The organism is Streptomyces sp. NPDC048057 (genome assembly GCF_040653095.1).
Taxonomy (GTDB): domain Bacteria; phylum Actinomycetota; class Actinomycetes; order Streptomycetales; family Streptomycetaceae; genus Streptomyces.
In genome coordinates this window covers 176,752-193,796 of record NZ_JBEZNF010000013.1, presented here as the reverse complement: position 1 = coordinate 193,796, position 17,045 = coordinate 176,752, and the positions used below count along the sequence as shown (strand labels likewise).

The window sequence follows — 17,045 nt, the reverse complement described above, 5'->3', positions numbered from 1 at the left end:
CGGTCCGGCATCCGAGACGTCTATCTCACTTAACCGACGTCCAGACGCAGGAGATCTTCCTCCGTCTCGCGCCGGACGATCACTCGTGCCGCGCCGTCGCACACCGCGACGACCGGGGGCCGCAGTGCGTGGTTGTAGTTGCTGGCCATCGAGCGACAGTACGCGCCCGTCGCCGGCACCGCGATCAGGTCGCCCGGCGCCAGGTCCGCCGGCAGGAAGGCGTCCTTCACCACGATGTCACCGCTCTCGCAGTGCTTCCCGACGACCCGGCTGAGCACCGGCGCGGCGGTGGAGGTGCGGGAGACCAGGACGACGCTGTACTCGGCGTCGTACAGCGCGGTGCGGATGTTGTCCGACATGCCGCCGTCGACGCTGACGTACGTCCGCAGGCCCTCCAGCGCCTTGATGGTGCCCACCTCGTACAGGGTGAACGCGGTGGGTCCGACGATGGCCCGGCCCGGCTCGACGGAGATCCGCGGGGTGCGCAGCCCGGCGGCGTCACACTCACGAGTGACGATCTCGTGGAGCGCCTTGGCGATGTGGCGCGGCTCGCGCGGGTCGTCGTCGGCGGTGTACGCGATGCCGAGCCCGCCGCCGAGGTCGATCTCGGGCAGTTCGACGCCGTGCTCGTCGCGGACGCGCTTGAGCAGTCCGACGACGCGGTGGGCGGCCACCTCGAAGCCGGAGGTGTCGAAGATCTGCGAACCGATGTGGGAGTGGATGCCGAGCAGTTCGAGGCCGTCGAGGGCGAGCGCCCGGCGCACTGCCTCCGCGGCCTGTCCGCCGGCGAGCGGGATGCCGAACTTCTGGTCCTCGTGGGCGGTGGCGATGAACTCGTGGGTGTGCGCCTCCACGCCGACGGTGACCCGGATCAGCACCCGCTGGCGCACGCCCCGGCGCTGGGCGGCGTGCGCGACCTGCGCGATCTCCTGGAAGGAGTCGAGCACGATGCGTCCGACGCCGGCGTCCATCGCCTGCTCGATCTCCCGCGCGGACTTGTTGTTGCCGTGGAAGGCGATCCGCTCGCCGGGCATCCCGGCGTCGAGCGCGGTGCGCAGTTCGCCGCCGGAGCAGACGTCGAGGTTGAGCCCCTCCTCGTGCAGCCAGCGCACGACGGCCTTGCTGAGGAACGCCTTGCCCGCGTAGAAGACGTCCGCGTCCTTGCCGAACGCCTCGGCCCAGGCGCGGCAGCGGGTGCGGAAGTCCTCCTCGTCGAGGACGTACGCGGGGGTGCCGAACTCCTCCGCGAGCCGCGTCACCTCGATCCCGCCGACGGTGGCGACGCCGTCCTCGGAGCGGGTGACCGTACGGGACCAGATCTTCGGGTCCAGGTGGTTCAGGTCCGCCGGCGGCGCGCTGTAGTGGCCTTCGGGCAGGACGTCGGCGTGACGGGGCCCGGCGGGGTGGGCGGAACGGCTCATCGTCGTGTCTCTCTCACAAGTGATGGGGGGCGCTGATGCCGAGCAGGGACAGGCCGCCGGCGAGCACCGTCCCGGCGGCTTCGGCGAGCGCGAGCCGGGACCGGTGGGCGGCCGTGGGTTTCTCCCCGCCCAGGGGCAGCACGGCGTGCTGGCCGACGAGCAGCGCGTCGGCGGTGACCACGAGGTGCCGGGCGAGCCGGTCGGGCGCGCCCAGCCGGGCGGCGGACGCGACGGCGCCCGGCAGGTCGACGATCGCCCGTTCCAACTCGTCGTCGCGTCCGTCGGGGGCGTATGCGTCGGGGGAAAACCCCAGGTCGGCGGCGTTGCGGAGCAGGGCGCGGGCGCGGGCATGCGCATATCGCGCGGTGAAGAGGGGGTTGCTCTCGTGCTGCCGCAGCAGGTGCTCCCCGGGGCGCGGCAGGTCGTGCGCGGCCACGGAGAGGAAGGCCCATCGGGTGGCGTCGGTCCCGAGGGCGTCGGTGGTGTCGGGGTGGTCGCGCACGTCGACGGGCGCGGTGGGGCCGAGCCCCTGGGTACGGCGCAGCAGCACGACCGCGTCGTGCCAGACGGCCGCGCGGTCGCCGCGGTCGACCGCCGCTGCGTGCGCGGCGTACGCCCGTACCTGCTCGACGGCGTCCTCGACGTCCCGGCGCCGACGGTCCGCGCCCTCGTCGAGCGTGATGTTCAAGAACCCGGGCCCGGTGACGTCCACCCCGGCGATGCCCGGCTCCCGCGCGATGCGCTCCCCGAGGGCCCGCGCGACGACGACGGGCGGCTGTCCGGCCGCTCCCGCGAGCCGCAGCGCGACGTTGGTGGCGTAGTCCCCGCACCCGCCGGGCCGGGGCCGCTCCACCTTCACCGTCTGCGGCACGGGCACCCGCAGCACACCGTCCTCGACGGCGCGGCGCACGGCGTGCAGCACGGTGCGGGAGAGCTCGGCGGGGGTCACGGGACAAGCGTAGGCGAGGAGGTGGGGCCGATAGCGAACCCGTTTCGCGATGCGGTCAGCCCCGCGCGCTCCCGGCCCGCCCGGCCCCGCGCCTGTCGTCCACGGCCGGCGGCCCCTCCCGCAGCATCAACTGACGCACGAGCCGCACCAGGTCGGCCGGCTCGAAGGGCTTCGCCAAGAACGCGTCCACCCCGGCGGCGATCCCGCTCTCCACCTCGTACTGCGTGCACGCACTGATGATCGCCACGGGCAGATGACTGGTCCCCGGGTCCTCCCGCAACCGAGCGGCGGTCCGGAGCCCGTCGAGCCGCGGCATCACCACGTCGAGCGTGACGACGTCCGGCCGCACCTCCCGCACGACCTCCAGGCACTCGGCACCATCGGCCGCGGTCACCACCTCAAAGCCCTCCAGCTCAAGGTTGACCCTGATCAACTGCCGAATGACGCGGTTGTCATCGACAACGAGCACCCGCCCGGACGCACCTGACACAACTTGAGAGTAGGTCGGCCGGCGCGGCTGCGTCCGGGTTTTCCCCACTTCCACCCCCTCCGGGGGAACCGAAACCACTCTCCCGCCCCACTTCCCGCCACGAAATACCTGTTCACGGGCACCCTTCCGGAGCTGGTAGTGTTCTACCCGTCACGCCGACGGGACACCGCGGCGGACGGTGCGCCCCCGTAGCTCAGGGGATAGAGCAACGGCCTCCGGAGCCGTGTGCGCAGGTTCGAATCCTGCCGGGGGCACCAAAAAATCAGGGCCTTGAACTGCAGGGATGCAGGACAAGGCCCTTTGTGCATGCCCGGGAAAGGGATGCCGGCCGGTCAGGCGGCCTCTTCGTCTCGCGGCGGCAGGAAGAACGGCCGGGGTATCAGGTCCGCGAAGCCGAAGTCGCCGAAGTCGGGGTCCAGGACGGCGCGGCCGATGAACTCCGATGCCGTCATGTCGAACCTGTTCCACTCCGCGCCCAGCTCGTCCGACCACAGGGCCAGGGTGGGCCAGTCGTTCGGGGATCCGGAATCCGCGAGCCAGAACAGCTTCTGGTCCGACGTGCCGTAGCCCCAGGGAATCAGGCCCGTCGTCCCGGGCCGGTAGATCGCGTGCGGTGCGTACACCGAATGCCGTTCGTCCTCGCTGCCCGGTTCGGGCGCACAGCGCAGTTCGACCTGCCAGCTGATGAGCGTGTCGGCCCATGACCCGTCGCCGACGGATGTCAGCGCGTAGGCCCCGCAGAACTCACCCGGCCCGAAGGCCGCGCATAAACGCTTGTAGTCGTCGGGGAGTTCGAGTTCCAGTGCGCTCTCCACGTCGTCCCAGGAGAGCTTCAGCCGCTGATCCGTCCAGCCAGTGGCTTCCAGAAGGCGTTCCGTCCACATGTCGACCTCCTCTTGAGTCGGTGCACCGCAAGGTGGTCGAGCAACGTATCGAGGGGGACTGACACTCCCTCCAGATGACGAGTCGCCGGGTGGTCGGGCAGCACCGTAATGGACTGAGCGATCCAAAAGCTGGTACGGTCACGGGATGGCGCGACCGAGGACTTTTGACGAGGGGCGGGCCCTGGACGCGGCGATGCGGACGTTTTGGGAGAAGGGGTACGAGGCCGCTTCCACCCAGGACCTGTGCGATGCCACCGGGCTGGGCCGCAGCAGCATCTACAACACGTTCAAGAGCAAGCACGACCTCTTCGAGCGGGCGCTGACGCGTTACGTCGACATGACGACCCGTACGCAGCAGGAGGTACTGGAGGAGCCCGGGCGGTCGGGGGCCGAGCGGGTGCGGGCGTTGTTCGCGGTGATCGTCGAGAGTGAGACGGACCAGCGGCTCGGGGGGCGCAGCCTGGGGTGTTTGACCGTGAACACGCTGGTGGGGATGGCCGGGCGGGATCCGCGGACGGCCGCGATCCTGGAGCGGGACACGGCGCGGCGGCTGGCCATGATGCGGGCGGTGCTGGAGGACGGGCGGCGGGACGGGAGCATCACCGCGCCGCAGGACGCGGGGGCGCTCGCGCGGTTCGTGAACGCGACGATCGCCGGCATCCGGGTCTCCAGCCAGGGCGGCGCCGACCGGGCGGCGCTGGAGGCCATCGCCGAGGTCGCCGTCGCGGCGCTCACTTCCGTACGACCTGTGCGACCTGTGTAGGCACACCTGCACGGGGCGGCTTTTCGTCTGCGCTTGTTTTGGACTGAGCATTACACAATCGAGGGAGCTCTTCGTGGGCCGTTCCGTGTACGTGTTGGCGCTCGGCATCTTCGCCATGGTGACCAGTGAGTTCGCGGTCGCCGGGCTGATGCCGCAGATGGCCGAGGGGTTGGACGCGACCGTTCCGCAGATCGGGTACCTGATCACCGCGTTCGCGGTGGCGATGACGGTCGGCGGGCCCTTCCTGACCGTGACGCTCGCCCGGCTGCCGCCCCGTACCGCCCTGTTGTGCCTCTTCGCGGTCTTCCTCGTCGGCAACGTGCTGGCCGCGCTCGCCACCGACTACGTCGTCATGGTCGTGGCGAGGGTGATCACCGGCGTGGCCGCGCAGGCGTTCTTCGGCGTCGCCGTCTCGCTCGGGGTCCAACTCGCCCGGCCCGACCTGCGCGGGCGGGCGATCGCGGTCGTCATGAACGGGCTGATGCTCGGCACCCTGTTGGGGCTGCCGCTGTCCACGCTGGTGGGCGAGCGGTTCGGCTGGCGGGCCGCGTTCTGGGCGATCTCGGGGCTGGCGCTGGTCGCGGCGCTCGCCACCGTGCTCGGCGTGCCGCGTCTGGAGCGGATCGCGCCCGCGGGCGGGTTGCGGCGGGAGATGGGCGTCTTCCGCCGCCCCCGGCTGTGGCTGGCGATGACCACCGGCACCTTCGTCATCGGCGCCACCTTCTCGGCCTTCAGCTACCTCAATCCGATCCTGACCGAACTCACCGGCTTCGCCACCGGCACCGTGCCGCTGCTGCTGATCGCGTACGGCGCGGCGACCGTGCTCGGGAACACCGTCGTCGGACGGCTGGCGGACCGGTACGCCCTGCCCGTGCTCGCGGTGGGGCTCGCGCTCAACCTCCTCTTCCTCAGCGGGTTCGCGCTCCTCGCCGACGTGCCCGCGCCGGCCGTGGCCTTCCTGCTCGGCATCGGGCTGGTCGGCGTCACCATGAATCCGGCGATGGTCACCCGCGTCCAGCGCGCCGGCAACACCAGCCCCTTGGTGAACACCGTGCACTCCTCCTTCATCACCGCCGGCGTGATCATCGGCTCCTCCCTGGGCGGCGTCGCCATCGAACGGTTCGGGCTGCGCGCGCCGTTGTGGCTGGGTGCGGTGTTGGCGGTCGCCGGGCTGGCCACGGTGGTGCCGGAGCTCGTACGGCGTCGGGCCCGCGCCGCCACGGAACCCGCGCCGCCGCGGGCGGCAGCAGTCGTGTGCGCGCCTGGTGGGTGTGGAGCGCGGCGGGGACCCTCGTCCTGCTCGGGGGGTACCGGGGTGGCTGGGCGCTGACCACCGCCCATCCGGCCGGGACCGGCCTGCCGGGACCGGCCTCGGCCCGGGGCCGCCTCCAAGCCAGCGGCTGGGCCCGTGTGCGAACTGTCTGCGGGTCTGCTGCTCCTCGACGCAGCAGCGGGCGGGCCCGCCCATGCAGCTCGGTTCCCGGTCGGGGTGGCTTACAACCCGTGTTCGTCCATCAGGCGCATCAGATTGCGCTTGCGCTTCTGGTCGGTCCTCAGCTCGGTGACGTACGCGGCAAACTCCTCAGGCGAGTCGAGGTGACGATGGCAGTCACGCATGCTCAGCAGCAGGCCGACGAGCCGCTCGTAGACGTCGTTGCCGACCTGCCGGGCGAGCGGGGCCGCCAGACGCCGATAGGCGGCGAGCGCGTCACGGGGGCGGACGGCACGCGACTGATCGGCCAGGGCGAGCCACTGGTGGTCGTACGCGCCGAACTCCGCGGCGGCTTCCCACGCGGCGTCCCCGTCCCCGTCGTCCAGCAGCGCGTCGACCAGGACGGGGGCGCCGCGCACCGCCCGCTGCTCGGCGTCCGCACGCAGGAGGTCCAGTGCTTCCGTGCGCTCGGTGGGCCAGCGGTCGACGGCCCTGGAGGCGGCGCGGAGCTGACGGTAGGCGAGCAGGGTGCGGCGGGCGGCGAAGTGGTCGCGACGCAGGACGGCGGCCGCGGGCAGCCGGTCCTCCCGGGCGTGTCGGTCGGCGAGGTAGTCCACGAGGGCCGTGTCGACCACGGCGAGGTCGTCGGTGTCCCTGATGCCGCGCTCGGCCCATGACAGCGCCTCGTCGAAGCGGCCCGCGGCCTCCAGTTCCCTCGCGATGAGCAGATGTGTGTGGCCGCTCGGCGCGAGGTCGGCGGCGTGCACGGCGATCACGGTGTCGAGGTCGCGTCCCGCTCTGGCCAGCCGTTGCAGCAGGTCCTTCTCGGACCAGCCGGAGCGGTTGGCCTGCCACGCCTCGACCGCGTACCGGCGCAGGGCGTCCATCCCGCGGTCCCCGAGCAGGTCCTCGTAGTCGAGGGGGTCGAGGTCCGTCAGGTCGGCAGCGTCGTCGAGCGCGTGGTCGACCAGCCAGCGGGCCAGTTCCTCCGGGACGGGCGGTGCGGCGCGGCATGCTTCGTGGTGGGCGTCGGCGAGGTCGGTACCGAGAGTCCCAAGTCCTCCGTCGGAGTCGTCGACGCTCTCCACGACCTCGGCCAGCAGCCGGATGGCGTCCTGCGCCAGCTCGATCGCGTCGGCCGCCCGGCCCGAGCCGGTCAGCTCCCTGATCACGGCCGCCACCTGCCCGGCCTGGTCGGCGTAGGCGCGGGCGTCGGCGTACTCGACGTGGCCGTACTGGGCGAACGGGCCGATGTCGAGCAACTCGCGGACGCGGGAGCGAACGCCGGCCAGGTCTCCCCCGGCGCTCGCGGCCCGCAGCTCCAAGCTGCGCCGAAGCCGTTCGTCCCCGGCCATCTGGTCCCGTACGAGGGTCAGCAGTTCCTCGTGCGGCAGCCCCGACAGCCAGGCGTCGAGCTGCCGCGCCCGGTCCCGGGCGGCGGTCCGCCGCACCGCCAGACCGTCCCCCTCGGCGAGCACGACCAGCCCGAGCGCGACCAGGTGCTTGCAGAAGTTGCCTTCCCGGCCGTACGGGCAGGTGCACGTGCCCGCCAAGCCTTCGGGCCCGGCCAGCGCCAACTTCGCCGCGTACCGTTCCGTACCGTGCACGACCGCGCTGACCCGGTCCTCCCCGAACTCGACCGCGGACACCGCATCGCGGTATCCCCGCCCGCGCTCGAAGGAACGTGCCCCGGCCAGTGCTTCCAGCGTCGCCTCGTTGAGATCCCGCACGACTCCCCGCACACAAGCTCGCGTTTCGTTGGACGGCCCGACCCTAACGAACTGCGGCCGGCCCCACCTTGCGATCCGGCCACGGCGACGGGCCACCCATTCCCCGCCGACGCTGCCGGCACCCCCGGGGAACCCCCGCCACTACGGAACCCGGGCCGCCGCCTTCGCCGCGAGCGACAACGTCTGGGCGCGGGACGGCGCCTGGGGGCTGCCCAGGTGGCTGAGGATGACGAGGGAGTCGCGGACGACGACCAGCACGAGCGTCTCGCGGACCGTGACCGCCTCGTACGTCACGGAGACGGTCGCGTGCCAGGACGCCGTGCCGACGCCGGCGGAGCCGTGGGGGGTGACGGTCTGTCGGGCCTGGTCGCCGTCGGGCCAGGTGAGGGTGTACGTACCGCAGCCGGCGAGGGCGCCCGCCGCGGCGTCCAGTTGGCGGCGGGCGGTTCTCGCGCCGGGGTACCAGCGCAGGACCTGTTGGAGGAAGGGGCCGCTGCTGCTCTGGGCGAAGGCGACCCGGGCCTCGACGGAGCCGGGGACGGTGGTGCGGTGGATCTCCAGCGCGTTGAGGCGCTGGACGCAGTCGGGGCGACTGGAGCGGGTCGGCGGATCGTTCTTCAGGATCGTCTTGGTGTAGCCGGCGGGGAGTTGGGCGGTGCTCAGCAGGGCGCGGGTGAGGGCGCCGGTCGTCGGGGCGGCCGGTCGGGTGGCGGGGCGGGGCGCGGTGGTGGGTGGTCGCGGGCCGGTGGTGCGGGGGCCGCCCGGGGCAGCGCCGGACGGACCGGGGCGCGGGCCGGCGCCGCTCGCCGTCGGGGTCGTGGTGCGGGGACGTCCGGACGTCGCACCGGGGCCGGGCGTGGCCGGGCCCGAGGGGGTGGCCGTCGGCGCGGCGGTCGTGGGCAGCGGTGACGGGACCTCGATCGTCGTGCCGTCCGGTCGCACCCGGTCGGCTCTGCCGTCTCCCCCGCCGTCGCCGCACGCGCCCGCCGTCGCGGCGAGCACCAGGCACAGCAGCACGGGACCGACGGCCCGGCGCCGACGGGGGCAGCAGACGCGAAGAGGGGCGGATTGCGGCGTCATCAAGGGGCTCCTGCGGGAGGGGTGCGGGAAGAAGGTGCGCGGGTCAGCGGGCGTAGCGGTACAGCAGGTCGCAGCGGAGCTCCGCCGCCTGGTGCACGTCGCTGTGCACCCGCTCCGGGAGGGAGCGCAGCAGCACGGCGGAGACCGCGCGCAGGACGGGGTCCTCGACGGCGACGAGGAGTTCGCCCGTCTCGCGCCGGCCGTCCGGGTCGACCCACAGGGCCGAGCCGCCGATGGCCAACGCGCGGCAGGCGAGGAAGGGATCGGTGACCGGGGCCGCGCCGTCCGCGCCGATCGGCGGCAGCGGCGACAGTTGGTCGATCGGTACGGGCGCGTCGTCCGGCCGCTCGGGCGGCGGCTGTCGCAGCACGCTCCCGCCGCCCGGTGCGTCCCCTGCGGCCACCGTGCCCGGCAGCAGGATCCGCCGCGGGCTCGTGTCGTCGGAGCCGGCCAACGGGATCCACACCGCCGCCGGGAGGACGAACAGCGCCACCGCGAGCGCCGGCACCCCGCGCGGGCGCGGTCGGCTGCGGCGTACCGCCGTCGCCGCGAAGGGCGCGAGCGCGCCGAAGAGGGTGGCCGTGGCCGCGACGGCCCAGCCGCGCGAGTCGAGGGCGCCCCAGTACGCGGTGGAGTCCGCGTTCCCGGCGGCCAGCGCGGCGCACAGGAACCAGGTGCCGAGCGGCAGCGCGAGGACGAGTCCGCTGAGGACGACGGCGGCGGCGCACGCCGGGGCGGAGCGCGGCCCGCCCGGCCGGGCGCGCGCGGCGCGGGCCAGGGCCGCGACCCAGGTGGTGAAGAGGGCGCCGCCGACGACGAGTGCGAGCGCCAGGGCGAGTTGGCGTCCGGTGCTGGCGTCGGCGAGCGAGAACGACGCGGTGAGCCCGTCGGCGGTGCCGGACTCCGCCGCCCAGTCGCCGGCCGCGCGGGCGGCGAGTTGCGAGCCGGCGAGGACGCCGAAGCCGAGGGCCGCTCCGGCGTACGCGGGCCGCGGTCCGTACGCGTCCGGGTGTCCGACGGCCGCCGCCCGCCACAGCGCGACGGTGACGACCCCGGCGAGCGCCCAGCCCGTGAGCGCGCCGGTGATGCGGTAGCCGGTGGCGATGCTGTCCGGGGTGAGGGCGGTGACCAGCAGCGCGAGGTCGGTGCAGACCAGTCCGGCGGCGAGGCCGGTGACCAGGCTCTCGGTCGGGCCGAGCCCCCACAGCCGCGTCGGGCGGGCCAGCACGTCGAGCCGGGCCCGCCGGGTGGGGTGGGTGGCGAGGCCGAGCGCCTGCACGACGCGGCGGCCCGGCGTCGGCGGCCGGTCCTTGAGGACGTACGCGGCCATGGCGTCCGGGTCGCGCGGATCGGCGGACGCGCGGACGTCCGCGTCGTGCTCCCGCACCCGCAGCACCGCGCACAGGGTGAGGCCGACGACGGCGAGGACCGCGGCCAGCCGCAGCGCCAGGGCGGTGCCGAGGGCGCCGGGGGCCCGCCAGACCTCGGTGGCCAGCGGGACGGTGACGCCGACGAGGAGGACCCACCCGGCGGCGAGCGCCAGCCGTACGCGTCCGACGTCCCGCGCGTCCAGGTGCGCCACCTCGTGGCGGAACACGGCCTCCACGTCCCGGCGCGGCAGCATCCGCAGGCCCGGGTCGACGACGACGCGCGGACGGCGCGCGCTGCCGGCGGCGCGGGCGCCGAAGCCGATGCGGGTGGTGCGCCGGACGACCAACTGCGGGGGCCGGCGCGCGCCGTGGGGTACGACGGAGGCCAGGGTGGCGGCGGTCCTCGGGTCGGCGGGTCCGGTGCGCCGCCGGGACAGGGTGAAGGCACGGGCCGCCGCCCGGACCAGGAGGGCGAGCAGCAACAGGGCGAGGGGGCCGCAGAGGACGAGAGCGGCCTGGTCGAGCCGTACGCCGTCGACGCAGCGGGTGAAGCCGGTGACGGTGTCCATCGGGTCGACGGGGCCGGCCGCGGACGGGTCGGGGAGGCAGGCGAGTTGGGCGCCGGGCCAGTGGGCGCGCTCCTTGACCAGCCACCACCAGGTCGCGAAGGACGCGCCGGCCGTGGCGACGAGGACGAGGAGGAAGAGGCGCGTGGTGGTCGGCCGGGGCAGCCGGCTGGCGCAGAGCACGGCGGCGGGGACGGGGTCGGGTGCGGTGCGGGGTGCGGTGCGGGCTTCGGTGGTCGTCACGGGCGTGGCCGCTTCCCGGGTGGTGGTGCCGGATGCAGTGAGGGTGTGGGGGGCGGCGGTACGGGTGGGAGCTCGTGCGCCCTTACGGGGCGTCGGTGGCGGCGCGGGGGCCGGCGGCCGGGTCGGGGTCCGCGCCGGTGCCGGGGCGGGCGTTCGGGCGACGGTCACCCGGGGGGAGCCCCGGGTCGGGGGACGGGTCGGGGTCCGGGCGGGAGCCCGTGGGCGCCGCCGGGCCCGTGTTCGAGCGAGGGGGCGAGCCGGGGTCCGTATCTCCGGGGCCGGAGCCCGAACCGACGTCCAGGGCTCCGGATGGTGCCGGCGTCGGGCCGACCAGGGCGACCACCAGCACGCAGCCGTACCGGTCCGCGTCGCCGCGCGACAGACCGCAGTCGCGGGCCTGGTCGACGGCCCACCGCAGCAGGTCGTCCCGGGGGAACGGCGCGGCGTCCGGGACCGGGTCGACCAGCGCGGCCCGGCGCTCCTCGGTCGCGTCCCCGCTCCGGCGCCGGCGCGCGCGGCGGCGGGCGAGTGCGGAGCCGCCGCGGCGGACGGCCCCGGCGGTGACGTCGGCGAGGAACTGGGCGACGAAGGCGACGAGCACGGGCAGCAGCACGGCCGTGTCGACGCCCGCGGTGAGCACCCCGCCGCCCGAGCGGCCGGGCCGCCCCGGCGCGTACGGCTGCTCGGCGTACGCGCGCCGGGCCTCGTCCAGGTGGGGCAACTCGTCCGGGGCGAGGGCGTGGACGACCTCCCGCAGCACGTCCGCGCCCGTACGGTCCGCGGTCACCGGTGTTCACCGCCCGCGGGCGCCGCACCGGCGCTCCCCCGGGTGCGGCGCAGGCGCAGCAGCAGGGCGCCGGCGGCCACGGCCGCGCCGCCGCCGAGGGCCAGCGGGAGGGGGGACGTACCCGTGGCGGCGAGTTCTTCGCGGGCGCCGGTGCCGGTCTGGGGGACGGGTCCGGCACCGCCCCCGTCGACGGGCGGGTCGTCGACCGGTGCGGCCGGGTCGGTCGGCGCGTCGGTCGGAACGGGCCGGAGCGACGGGTCCTCGGAGGCCGTGGGCGTGGGCGTGGGCGACGGGCTCCGGGTCGGCGTGGGTGACGGCGTGGCCGACGGGGAGGGCGAGGGCGACGGCCTGGCCGCGGCGACGGCGTACGACGCGGTGCCGTCCATGAGCGGCACCGGGTCGACGCCGGGGGCGATCTGGATCAGTCCCTGGGCCACGAACTGGAGCTTCTCGCCGACCTTCACGTCCTTGTCGAGGGTGATCCGCAGTCGTACCTTCGCGGTTCCCTTCGCCGGGATCGAGCCCGTGGACGGCAGCCCGCCGTCGACGGTGAGGAAGCCGGTGAGGGCGATCTGCCCCTGGCTGAGGCTGACGGGCCGCCAGGTGCCGGCCGTGGCGTCGTACCAGGTGAGAACGGTCTGCTGGGGCGTCAGCGCGGTGGCGGGCGGCGCGAGGCGCAGTCCGACGCCGACGATGAAGCTGTCGGTGATCGGAGTGTCCAGGGTGTTGTGGAACTCGACCTCGACGGTGAGCGGTCCGGCGACCGGGATCGGGCCCGAGGCCGGTGTGATCTTGGCGAAGGGGGCGACCGGGTCCGCCGCCTGGAGCGATGCGGAGGCGGCTGCGTACGCGGGTGTCGTCGGCGTCGCCGCCAACAGCCCTGCGGCGACGAGCACCGCCCACGGCACTGCGGCCCGCCGTCTCCGTAGGGACCCGGAATTCCGTGCACAGGACATGGGAACGCCCCCCTTTCAGGCGCACCCCCGTACGCCCCTCTGAATGCAGTGTCAGGGAGTGTGGCACGGAATTCCAGCACGGGCGGGAAACGAGCAGGAATTCCGCAGCCCTCTTCACCATGCATCAAAAAGGGGACCTGTTACGCCTGTTCAGAGTGGGGCTGAAGCGTTCGCCAGCCGGCCGGCGATGCCGAACGCAATTCTCGCCGCATTACGGGGAATCGGCATTGACGCACCTCGTTCGCAGGAATTTCGTACGGGTTTCACCGTCGTCACAGAAGGACGCGGGCGTCTCGCGGATCCCGCCCGAGCGCGACCCGCCGCCCGGCACGGGGAAGTCCGGACGGCGGGCCCAGGGAACGCGTCGGGGAACTGCTTCGGGGAGCTATGCCGCCGCGGGGCGGCGGCGCCAGGCCGGTTCCGTCGTGGCGATCCACCGCCGCAGCCGCCGCGTGATGTACGTGGCGTCCGGGCCGACGCCGTGCAGTCCGGCCGACAGGAAGGTGCGCTGCCCCTCCAACCCCATGAAGGCGAGCCCGGGGTGGACGGTCGACAGGCCGTACCGCTGGCGCGGGAGGCCGCGTCGGTCCAGGGCGCCGAGCGGGCGCAGGTACTCCAGGGCCGGGCGGTACCCGGTGGCGAGGACGACCGCGTCGACGTGTTCGCGTCTGCCGTCGGGCCAGCGCAGTTCGGTGCCGTCCGCCGCGGTGAACATCTCCCGGCGGTCCGGCTTCCCGCCCTCGACGGCGGCCCGGTAGGTGCCGTCGTCGTCGATCACCACCGTGAAGGAGGACTCGGTGAGCAGGGCCCCGATGGGGATGCGGGAGGCCGCTTCGACCACCTTCAGGAACGGTTCGTTGCCCTGGAAGGGGGCTCGGCTGTACCGGATCGGCTTGCGGGTGGCGAGGGTGACGTCGGCGTGGCCGGAGAGTTCGTGCGCGATCTGCACGGCGGAGTTGGCCGCACCGACGACGACCACCCGCTGGCCCGCGAAGGGTTCCGGCGAGCGGTACTCCGCGGAGTGCACGACCTTGCCCGCGTAGCCGGCGAGGCCGGGGATGTCGGGCCGGTGGGGGTTGCCGAAGTTCCCGGAGGCGGCCACGACGACGGCCGCGTGCAGCTGTTCGCCGGACTCGGTGGTCACGACGTACCCCTCGCGGTCGGCGACGACCGAGGTCACGCGGGTGCCGGTGCGTATCTCGCAGTCGAGCCGGGACGCGTAGTCCCTCAAGTACGCCGCGACCTCGTCGCGGACCGGGAAGTGGGACGGCTTCCCGGGGAAGGGCATGCCGGGGAGGGAGGACAGCCGGACGGGGGTGAAGACGACCAGGCTGTCGTAGTAGTGGGGCCAGGAGCCGACGGGTTCGGCGCCGGCCTCCAGGATGACCGGTCTGAAGCCGTGGTTGCGCAGGGTGAAGGCGGTGCCGAGCCCACATTGTCCGCCGCCGATCACTATTGCGGTGTCCATGTCTGTCGTATCCCTTCCCTAGGTACGTGCGAACTGCGAACGCCCCTCGCGCACCCGGCCGTCACTGCACCGCGGGCCTCCCGGGGGCGGGCAGGCCCGCGGAGAGCGTCGCGACGGCGTCCGCCATCAGCGCGGCGAACGGAGTCGCGCCGTCGAGCCGGAGCCAGTGCTCCAGACACGCCCGGTACGCGGCCTCCGCGACGTACAGCACCAGCGCGCCGTACGGGTCGTCCCCGGCGAGTCCGACGCGCCGACCGACGGCCCGGGCCGCGCTCTTCTCCTCGTCGGCGGCGAGCAGGCCGAGCCGCACGATCAGCGCGGGGTGCTCCGCCATCACCGCGACCCGCGCCAGCCACTCGTCCCGGTCCGCGTCCACGAGTGCCATCTCCTCGCCCCACGCGTGGACGACCGCGCGCAGCGGGGACAGCTCGGCGGGCGCGGCCTCGATCCGGGCGGCCGTGGCGTCGGCGTCGGCGGTCTCCGGGTACGGCAGCAGCAGCGCGTCCTCCTTCATCGCGAAGTAGTTGAAGAAGGTGCGCGGCGAGACCCCGGCGTCGTTGCAGATGTCCTCCACGGTCACCCGATCGAGCCCGCGCTCGGCCACGAGGCGCAGCGCGCAGGTCGCGAGCAGACGGTGAGTCCCACGGCGCTTGCGTTCACGGAGGCCCAGGGGGTGGTCGGTGGAGGGGCGGCGGGGGGTGGTCACGGGGTCCACGGTAGGTCGATGGATGCAGTCACTGCAATTTTTTATCGCGTGCACCTTTCGCGTCGCGGGGCGGGGCGGGTGGAGCGCGGCTTGCTCGGGCGCGATTCGGCGCACTCGCCGTGCCCTTGCGGGCGCGTCGGCCTCTGCGGCCCGGTGGGACTAGCGAGATCGTCCAGGGGCGCGCATTGCTTCCGCGGCATAGCCTGAGAATCCCGGCGAAGGAGGCAGCATGCGGGCGACCTGGAAAGGGGCCATTTCTTTCGGGCTCGTCACGATCCCCGTGCAGCTCTTCACCGCCACCGAGGAGCACGATCTGCCGTTGCGGCAGGTGCACGTGCAGGACGGGTCGCGGGTGCGCATGCGGCGGTTCTGCGAGGCGGAGGACAAGGAGATTCCGTACGCCGAGGTCGCCCGGGGGTACGAGGCTCCGGACGGGAGCATGATCACGCTGACCGACGAGGACCTGGCGGACCTGCCGCTGCCCAGCAAGAAGGTCATCGACGTGCTCGCCTTCGTCGACGCGGAGGCCATCGACCCGCTGATGCTGTCGAAGGCGTACTACGTCGGTTCGTCCGACCGTTCGGCGGCGAAGCCGTACGCCCTGCTGCGGGACGCCCTGGCGCAGGCCGGCCAGATCGCCGTCACCAAGATCGCCCTGCGCTCCCGGGAGGCGCTGGCGGTGCTGCGCGTACGGGACGACACGTTGGTGCTCCAGACCTGCCTGTGGCCCGACGAGGTGCGGCCGGCGGCCGGGATCGCGCCTGAGGGGGAGGTCGCCATCCGTCCGCAGGAACTGAAGATGGCCCGTTCCCTGATGGACACCCTCTCCGAGGACTTCGACCTCGACGCGCTGCACGACGAGTACCAGGAGGCGCTGCGGCAGGTCGTCGAGGCCAAGCTCCAGGGCGTGGAGCCGCCGCACGAGGCGGAGGCGGCGCCCAGCGGCGGGAAGGTGCTCGACCTGATGGCCGCGCTGGAGAACAGCGTCCGGGCGGCGAAGGAGTCCCGGGGCGAGGAGGCGGCGGAGACGGAGGAGGAGGCCGAGGTCACGAAGCTGCCCGCCCGCAAGCCGGCGAAGAAGACCGCGGCCAAGAAGACGGCCACGAAAACGGCGGCGAAGACGACCGCGGCGAAGACCGCCGAGAAGAGGGCGGCACCCCGCAAGACCGCCCGGAAAGCGCAGAAGACGCAGAAGACGCAGAAGGCAGCAGCCGGGAAGTCCACGAAACGGGCCTCCGCGTGACCCCCGCCCCGCGGGCGCCCCGTCCCGTCGCGGACGCCCCGCCGCCCGTGTGATCCTCGACCCATGACGCCGATCACCGAGGTGGCCGGGCGACGGCTGGCGCTCAGCAACCTGGAGAAGGTCATCCACCCCGCCACGGGGACCACCAAGGGCGAGATCCTGCACTACTACGCGGTCACCGCCGACGCGATGCTGCCGCACCTGCGCGACCGGCCCGTCTCCTTCCTGCGCTACCCCGACGGACCGGACGGACAGCTCTTCTTCACCAAGAACCCGCCGGCCGGCACGCCCTCCTGGGTGCGCACCACACCGGTGCCGCACACCGACGACCCCGGCGCGCGCCAGGTCGTCGTGGACGACCTGGCCGCGCTGGTGTGGGCGGCGAACCTGGTCGTGGAGTTCCACACGCCCCAGTGGACCGCGGCCGAGCCCGGCGTCGCCGACCGCATGGTCTTCGACCTCGACCCGGGGGCGCCGGCGACCGTCGCGGAGTGCTGCACGGTCGCGCTGTGGCTGCGCGAGCGCCTGGCGGCGGACGGCCTTCAGGCGTACGCCAAGACGTCCGGCGCGAAGGGGCTGCACGTGCTCGTGCCGCTGGCGCCGACCCCTTCGCGCACGGTGTCCGCGTACGCGCGGAAGCTGGCGCAGGAGGGTGAGGCGGAGCTTCCGGAGTTGGTGCTGCACCGGATGGCGCGCGCCCTGCGGCCCGGGAAGGTCTTCGTAGACCACAGCCAGAACGCCGCGGCGAAGACCACCGCCGCGCCCTACACGCTGCGCGCCCGCGCCGTGCCGACCGTGTCGACCCCGGTGACGTGGGACGAGGTGGCGGCGGGCGGGGAGTTGTCGTTCCGCTTCGAGGACGTGGGCCCGCGGCTGGAGCGGTACGGGGACCTGATGGCGCCGCTGCTCGCCCCGGACCGGGCCCGTCCGCTCCCGTCCTGAGCCCGCCGGGCCCGA

Annotated in this window: 15 protein-coding genes and 1 tRNA gene; 5 read left to right on the top strand and 11 right to left on the bottom strand. The window is 73.8% G+C overall.

The genetic code is table 11. From position 1 onward, the window contains the following. Nucleotides 1-29 precede the first annotated feature (29 nt). Genes lysA through AB0E05_RS17680 form a run of 3 tightly spaced genes read right to left on the bottom strand, consistent with a single transcriptional unit; the run spans nucleotide 30 to nucleotide 2,908 of the window. On the bottom strand, nucleotides 30-1,421 hold the full coding sequence (gene lysA, locus AB0E05_RS17690; protein WP_361964259.1) for a diaminopimelate decarboxylase: 1,392 nt from the start codon (nucleotides 1,419-1,421) through the stop codon (nucleotides 30-32). Nucleotides 1,422-1,434: 13 nt separating this feature from the next. Further along, nucleotides 1,435-2,370 (bottom strand): ArgS-related anticodon-binding protein NrtL, encoded by a 936-nt coding sequence (gene nrtL / locus AB0E05_RS17685; protein ID WP_361964257.1) that lies wholly within the window; start codon nucleotides 2,368-2,370, stop codon nucleotides 1,435-1,437. A 55-nt stretch (nucleotides 2,371-2,425) separates the two neighbouring features. After that, a complete protein-coding gene (locus AB0E05_RS17680) occupies nucleotides 2,426-2,908 on the bottom strand; it encodes a response regulator (protein WP_361964345.1) in 483 nt (160 codons plus the stop codon). A gap of 134 nt (nucleotides 2,909-3,042) precedes the next feature. Between AB0E05_RS17680 and AB0E05_RS17675 the strand changes: the two genes are divergently transcribed. Continuing rightward, nucleotides 3,043-3,117: transfer RNA gene (locus AB0E05_RS17675), tRNA-Arg, on the top strand. 75 nt (nucleotides 3,118-3,192) lie between these two features. On the opposite strand, the gene AB0E05_RS17670 is transcribed toward AB0E05_RS17675, so the two are convergent. Next, nucleotides 3,193-3,744 carry a hypothetical protein gene (locus AB0E05_RS17670; protein ID WP_361964255.1) on the bottom strand — a complete coding sequence of 184 codons (552 nt, stop codon included), beginning with the start codon at nucleotides 3,742-3,744 and terminating at the stop codon, nucleotides 3,193-3,195. Between the two features lie 145 nt (nucleotides 3,745-3,889). Between AB0E05_RS17670 and AB0E05_RS17665 the strand changes: the two genes are divergently transcribed. Both AB0E05_RS17665 and AB0E05_RS17660 read left to right on the top strand, forming a co-directional pair. Continuing rightward, nucleotides 3,890-4,507, top strand: coding sequence for a helix-turn-helix domain-containing protein (locus AB0E05_RS17665; RefSeq protein ID WP_361964253.1), 618 nt, complete (start codon nucleotides 3,890-3,892; stop codon nucleotides 4,505-4,507). Between the two features lie 73 nt (nucleotides 4,508-4,580). Beyond that, on the top strand, nucleotides 4,581-5,837 hold the full coding sequence (locus tag AB0E05_RS17660; RefSeq protein ID WP_361964250.1) for an MFS transporter: 1,257 nt from the start codon (nucleotides 4,581-4,583) through the stop codon (nucleotides 5,835-5,837). 164 nt (nucleotides 5,838-6,001) lie between these two features. Here AB0E05_RS17660 and AB0E05_RS17655 read toward each other — a convergent pair whose 3' ends face one another. From AB0E05_RS17655 to AB0E05_RS17625, 7 genes are all read right to left on the bottom strand, one after another. Then, entirely contained in the window at nucleotides 6,002-7,669 is a 1,668-nt protein-coding gene (locus AB0E05_RS17655; protein WP_361964248.1) for a hypothetical protein, read from the bottom strand. Between the two features lie 141 nt (nucleotides 7,670-7,810). After that, complete coding sequence (locus AB0E05_RS17650) at nucleotides 7,811-8,749, bottom strand: hypothetical protein (RefSeq protein WP_361964246.1); 939 nt, start codon at nucleotides 8,747-8,749, stop codon at nucleotides 7,811-7,813. A 43-nt stretch (nucleotides 8,750-8,792) separates the two neighbouring features. Then, nucleotides 8,793-10,928, bottom strand: coding sequence for a M48 family metalloprotease (locus tag AB0E05_RS17645; protein ID WP_361964244.1), 2,136 nt, complete (start codon nucleotides 10,926-10,928; stop codon nucleotides 8,793-8,795). A gap of 82 nt (nucleotides 10,929-11,010) precedes the next feature. Beyond that, nucleotides 11,011-11,715: a hypothetical protein gene (locus AB0E05_RS17640; RefSeq protein WP_361964242.1), complete on the bottom strand. Its 705-nt coding sequence runs from the start codon at nucleotides 11,713-11,715 to the stop codon at nucleotides 11,011-11,013. Beyond that, on the bottom strand, nucleotides 11,712-12,623 hold the full coding sequence (locus AB0E05_RS17635; RefSeq protein ID WP_361964240.1) for a hypothetical protein: 912 nt from the start codon (nucleotides 12,621-12,623) through the stop codon (nucleotides 11,712-11,714). Before AB0E05_RS17635 ends, AB0E05_RS17640 begins: the two co-directional genes overlap by 4 nt. Nucleotides 12,624-13,056: 433 nt before the next feature. After that, entirely contained in the window at nucleotides 13,057-14,139 is a 1,083-nt protein-coding gene (locus AB0E05_RS17630; protein WP_361964238.1) for an NAD(P)/FAD-dependent oxidoreductase, read from the bottom strand. Between the two features lie 61 nt (nucleotides 14,140-14,200). Beyond that, nucleotides 14,201-14,845, bottom strand: coding sequence for a TetR family transcriptional regulator (locus AB0E05_RS17625; RefSeq protein ID WP_361964236.1), 645 nt, complete (start codon nucleotides 14,843-14,845; stop codon nucleotides 14,201-14,203). Nucleotides 14,846-15,074: 229 nt separating this feature from the next. Here AB0E05_RS17625 and AB0E05_RS17620 point away from each other — a divergent pair, with 229 nt between their 5' ends. Together AB0E05_RS17620 and ligD are read left to right on the top strand one after the other, a co-directional pair. Then, nucleotides 15,075-16,088 carry a Ku protein gene (locus tag AB0E05_RS17620; protein ID WP_361964234.1) on the top strand — a complete coding sequence of 338 codons (1,014 nt, stop codon included), beginning with the start codon at nucleotides 15,075-15,077 and terminating at the stop codon, nucleotides 16,086-16,088. A gap of 63 nt (nucleotides 16,089-16,151) precedes the next feature. Continuing rightward, nucleotides 16,152-17,030, top strand: a complete 879-nt coding sequence (ligD, locus tag AB0E05_RS17615) for a non-homologous end-joining DNA ligase (protein ID WP_361964232.1) — start codon at nucleotides 16,152-16,154, stop codon at nucleotides 17,028-17,030. Nucleotides 17,031-17,045 lie beyond the last annotated feature (15 nt).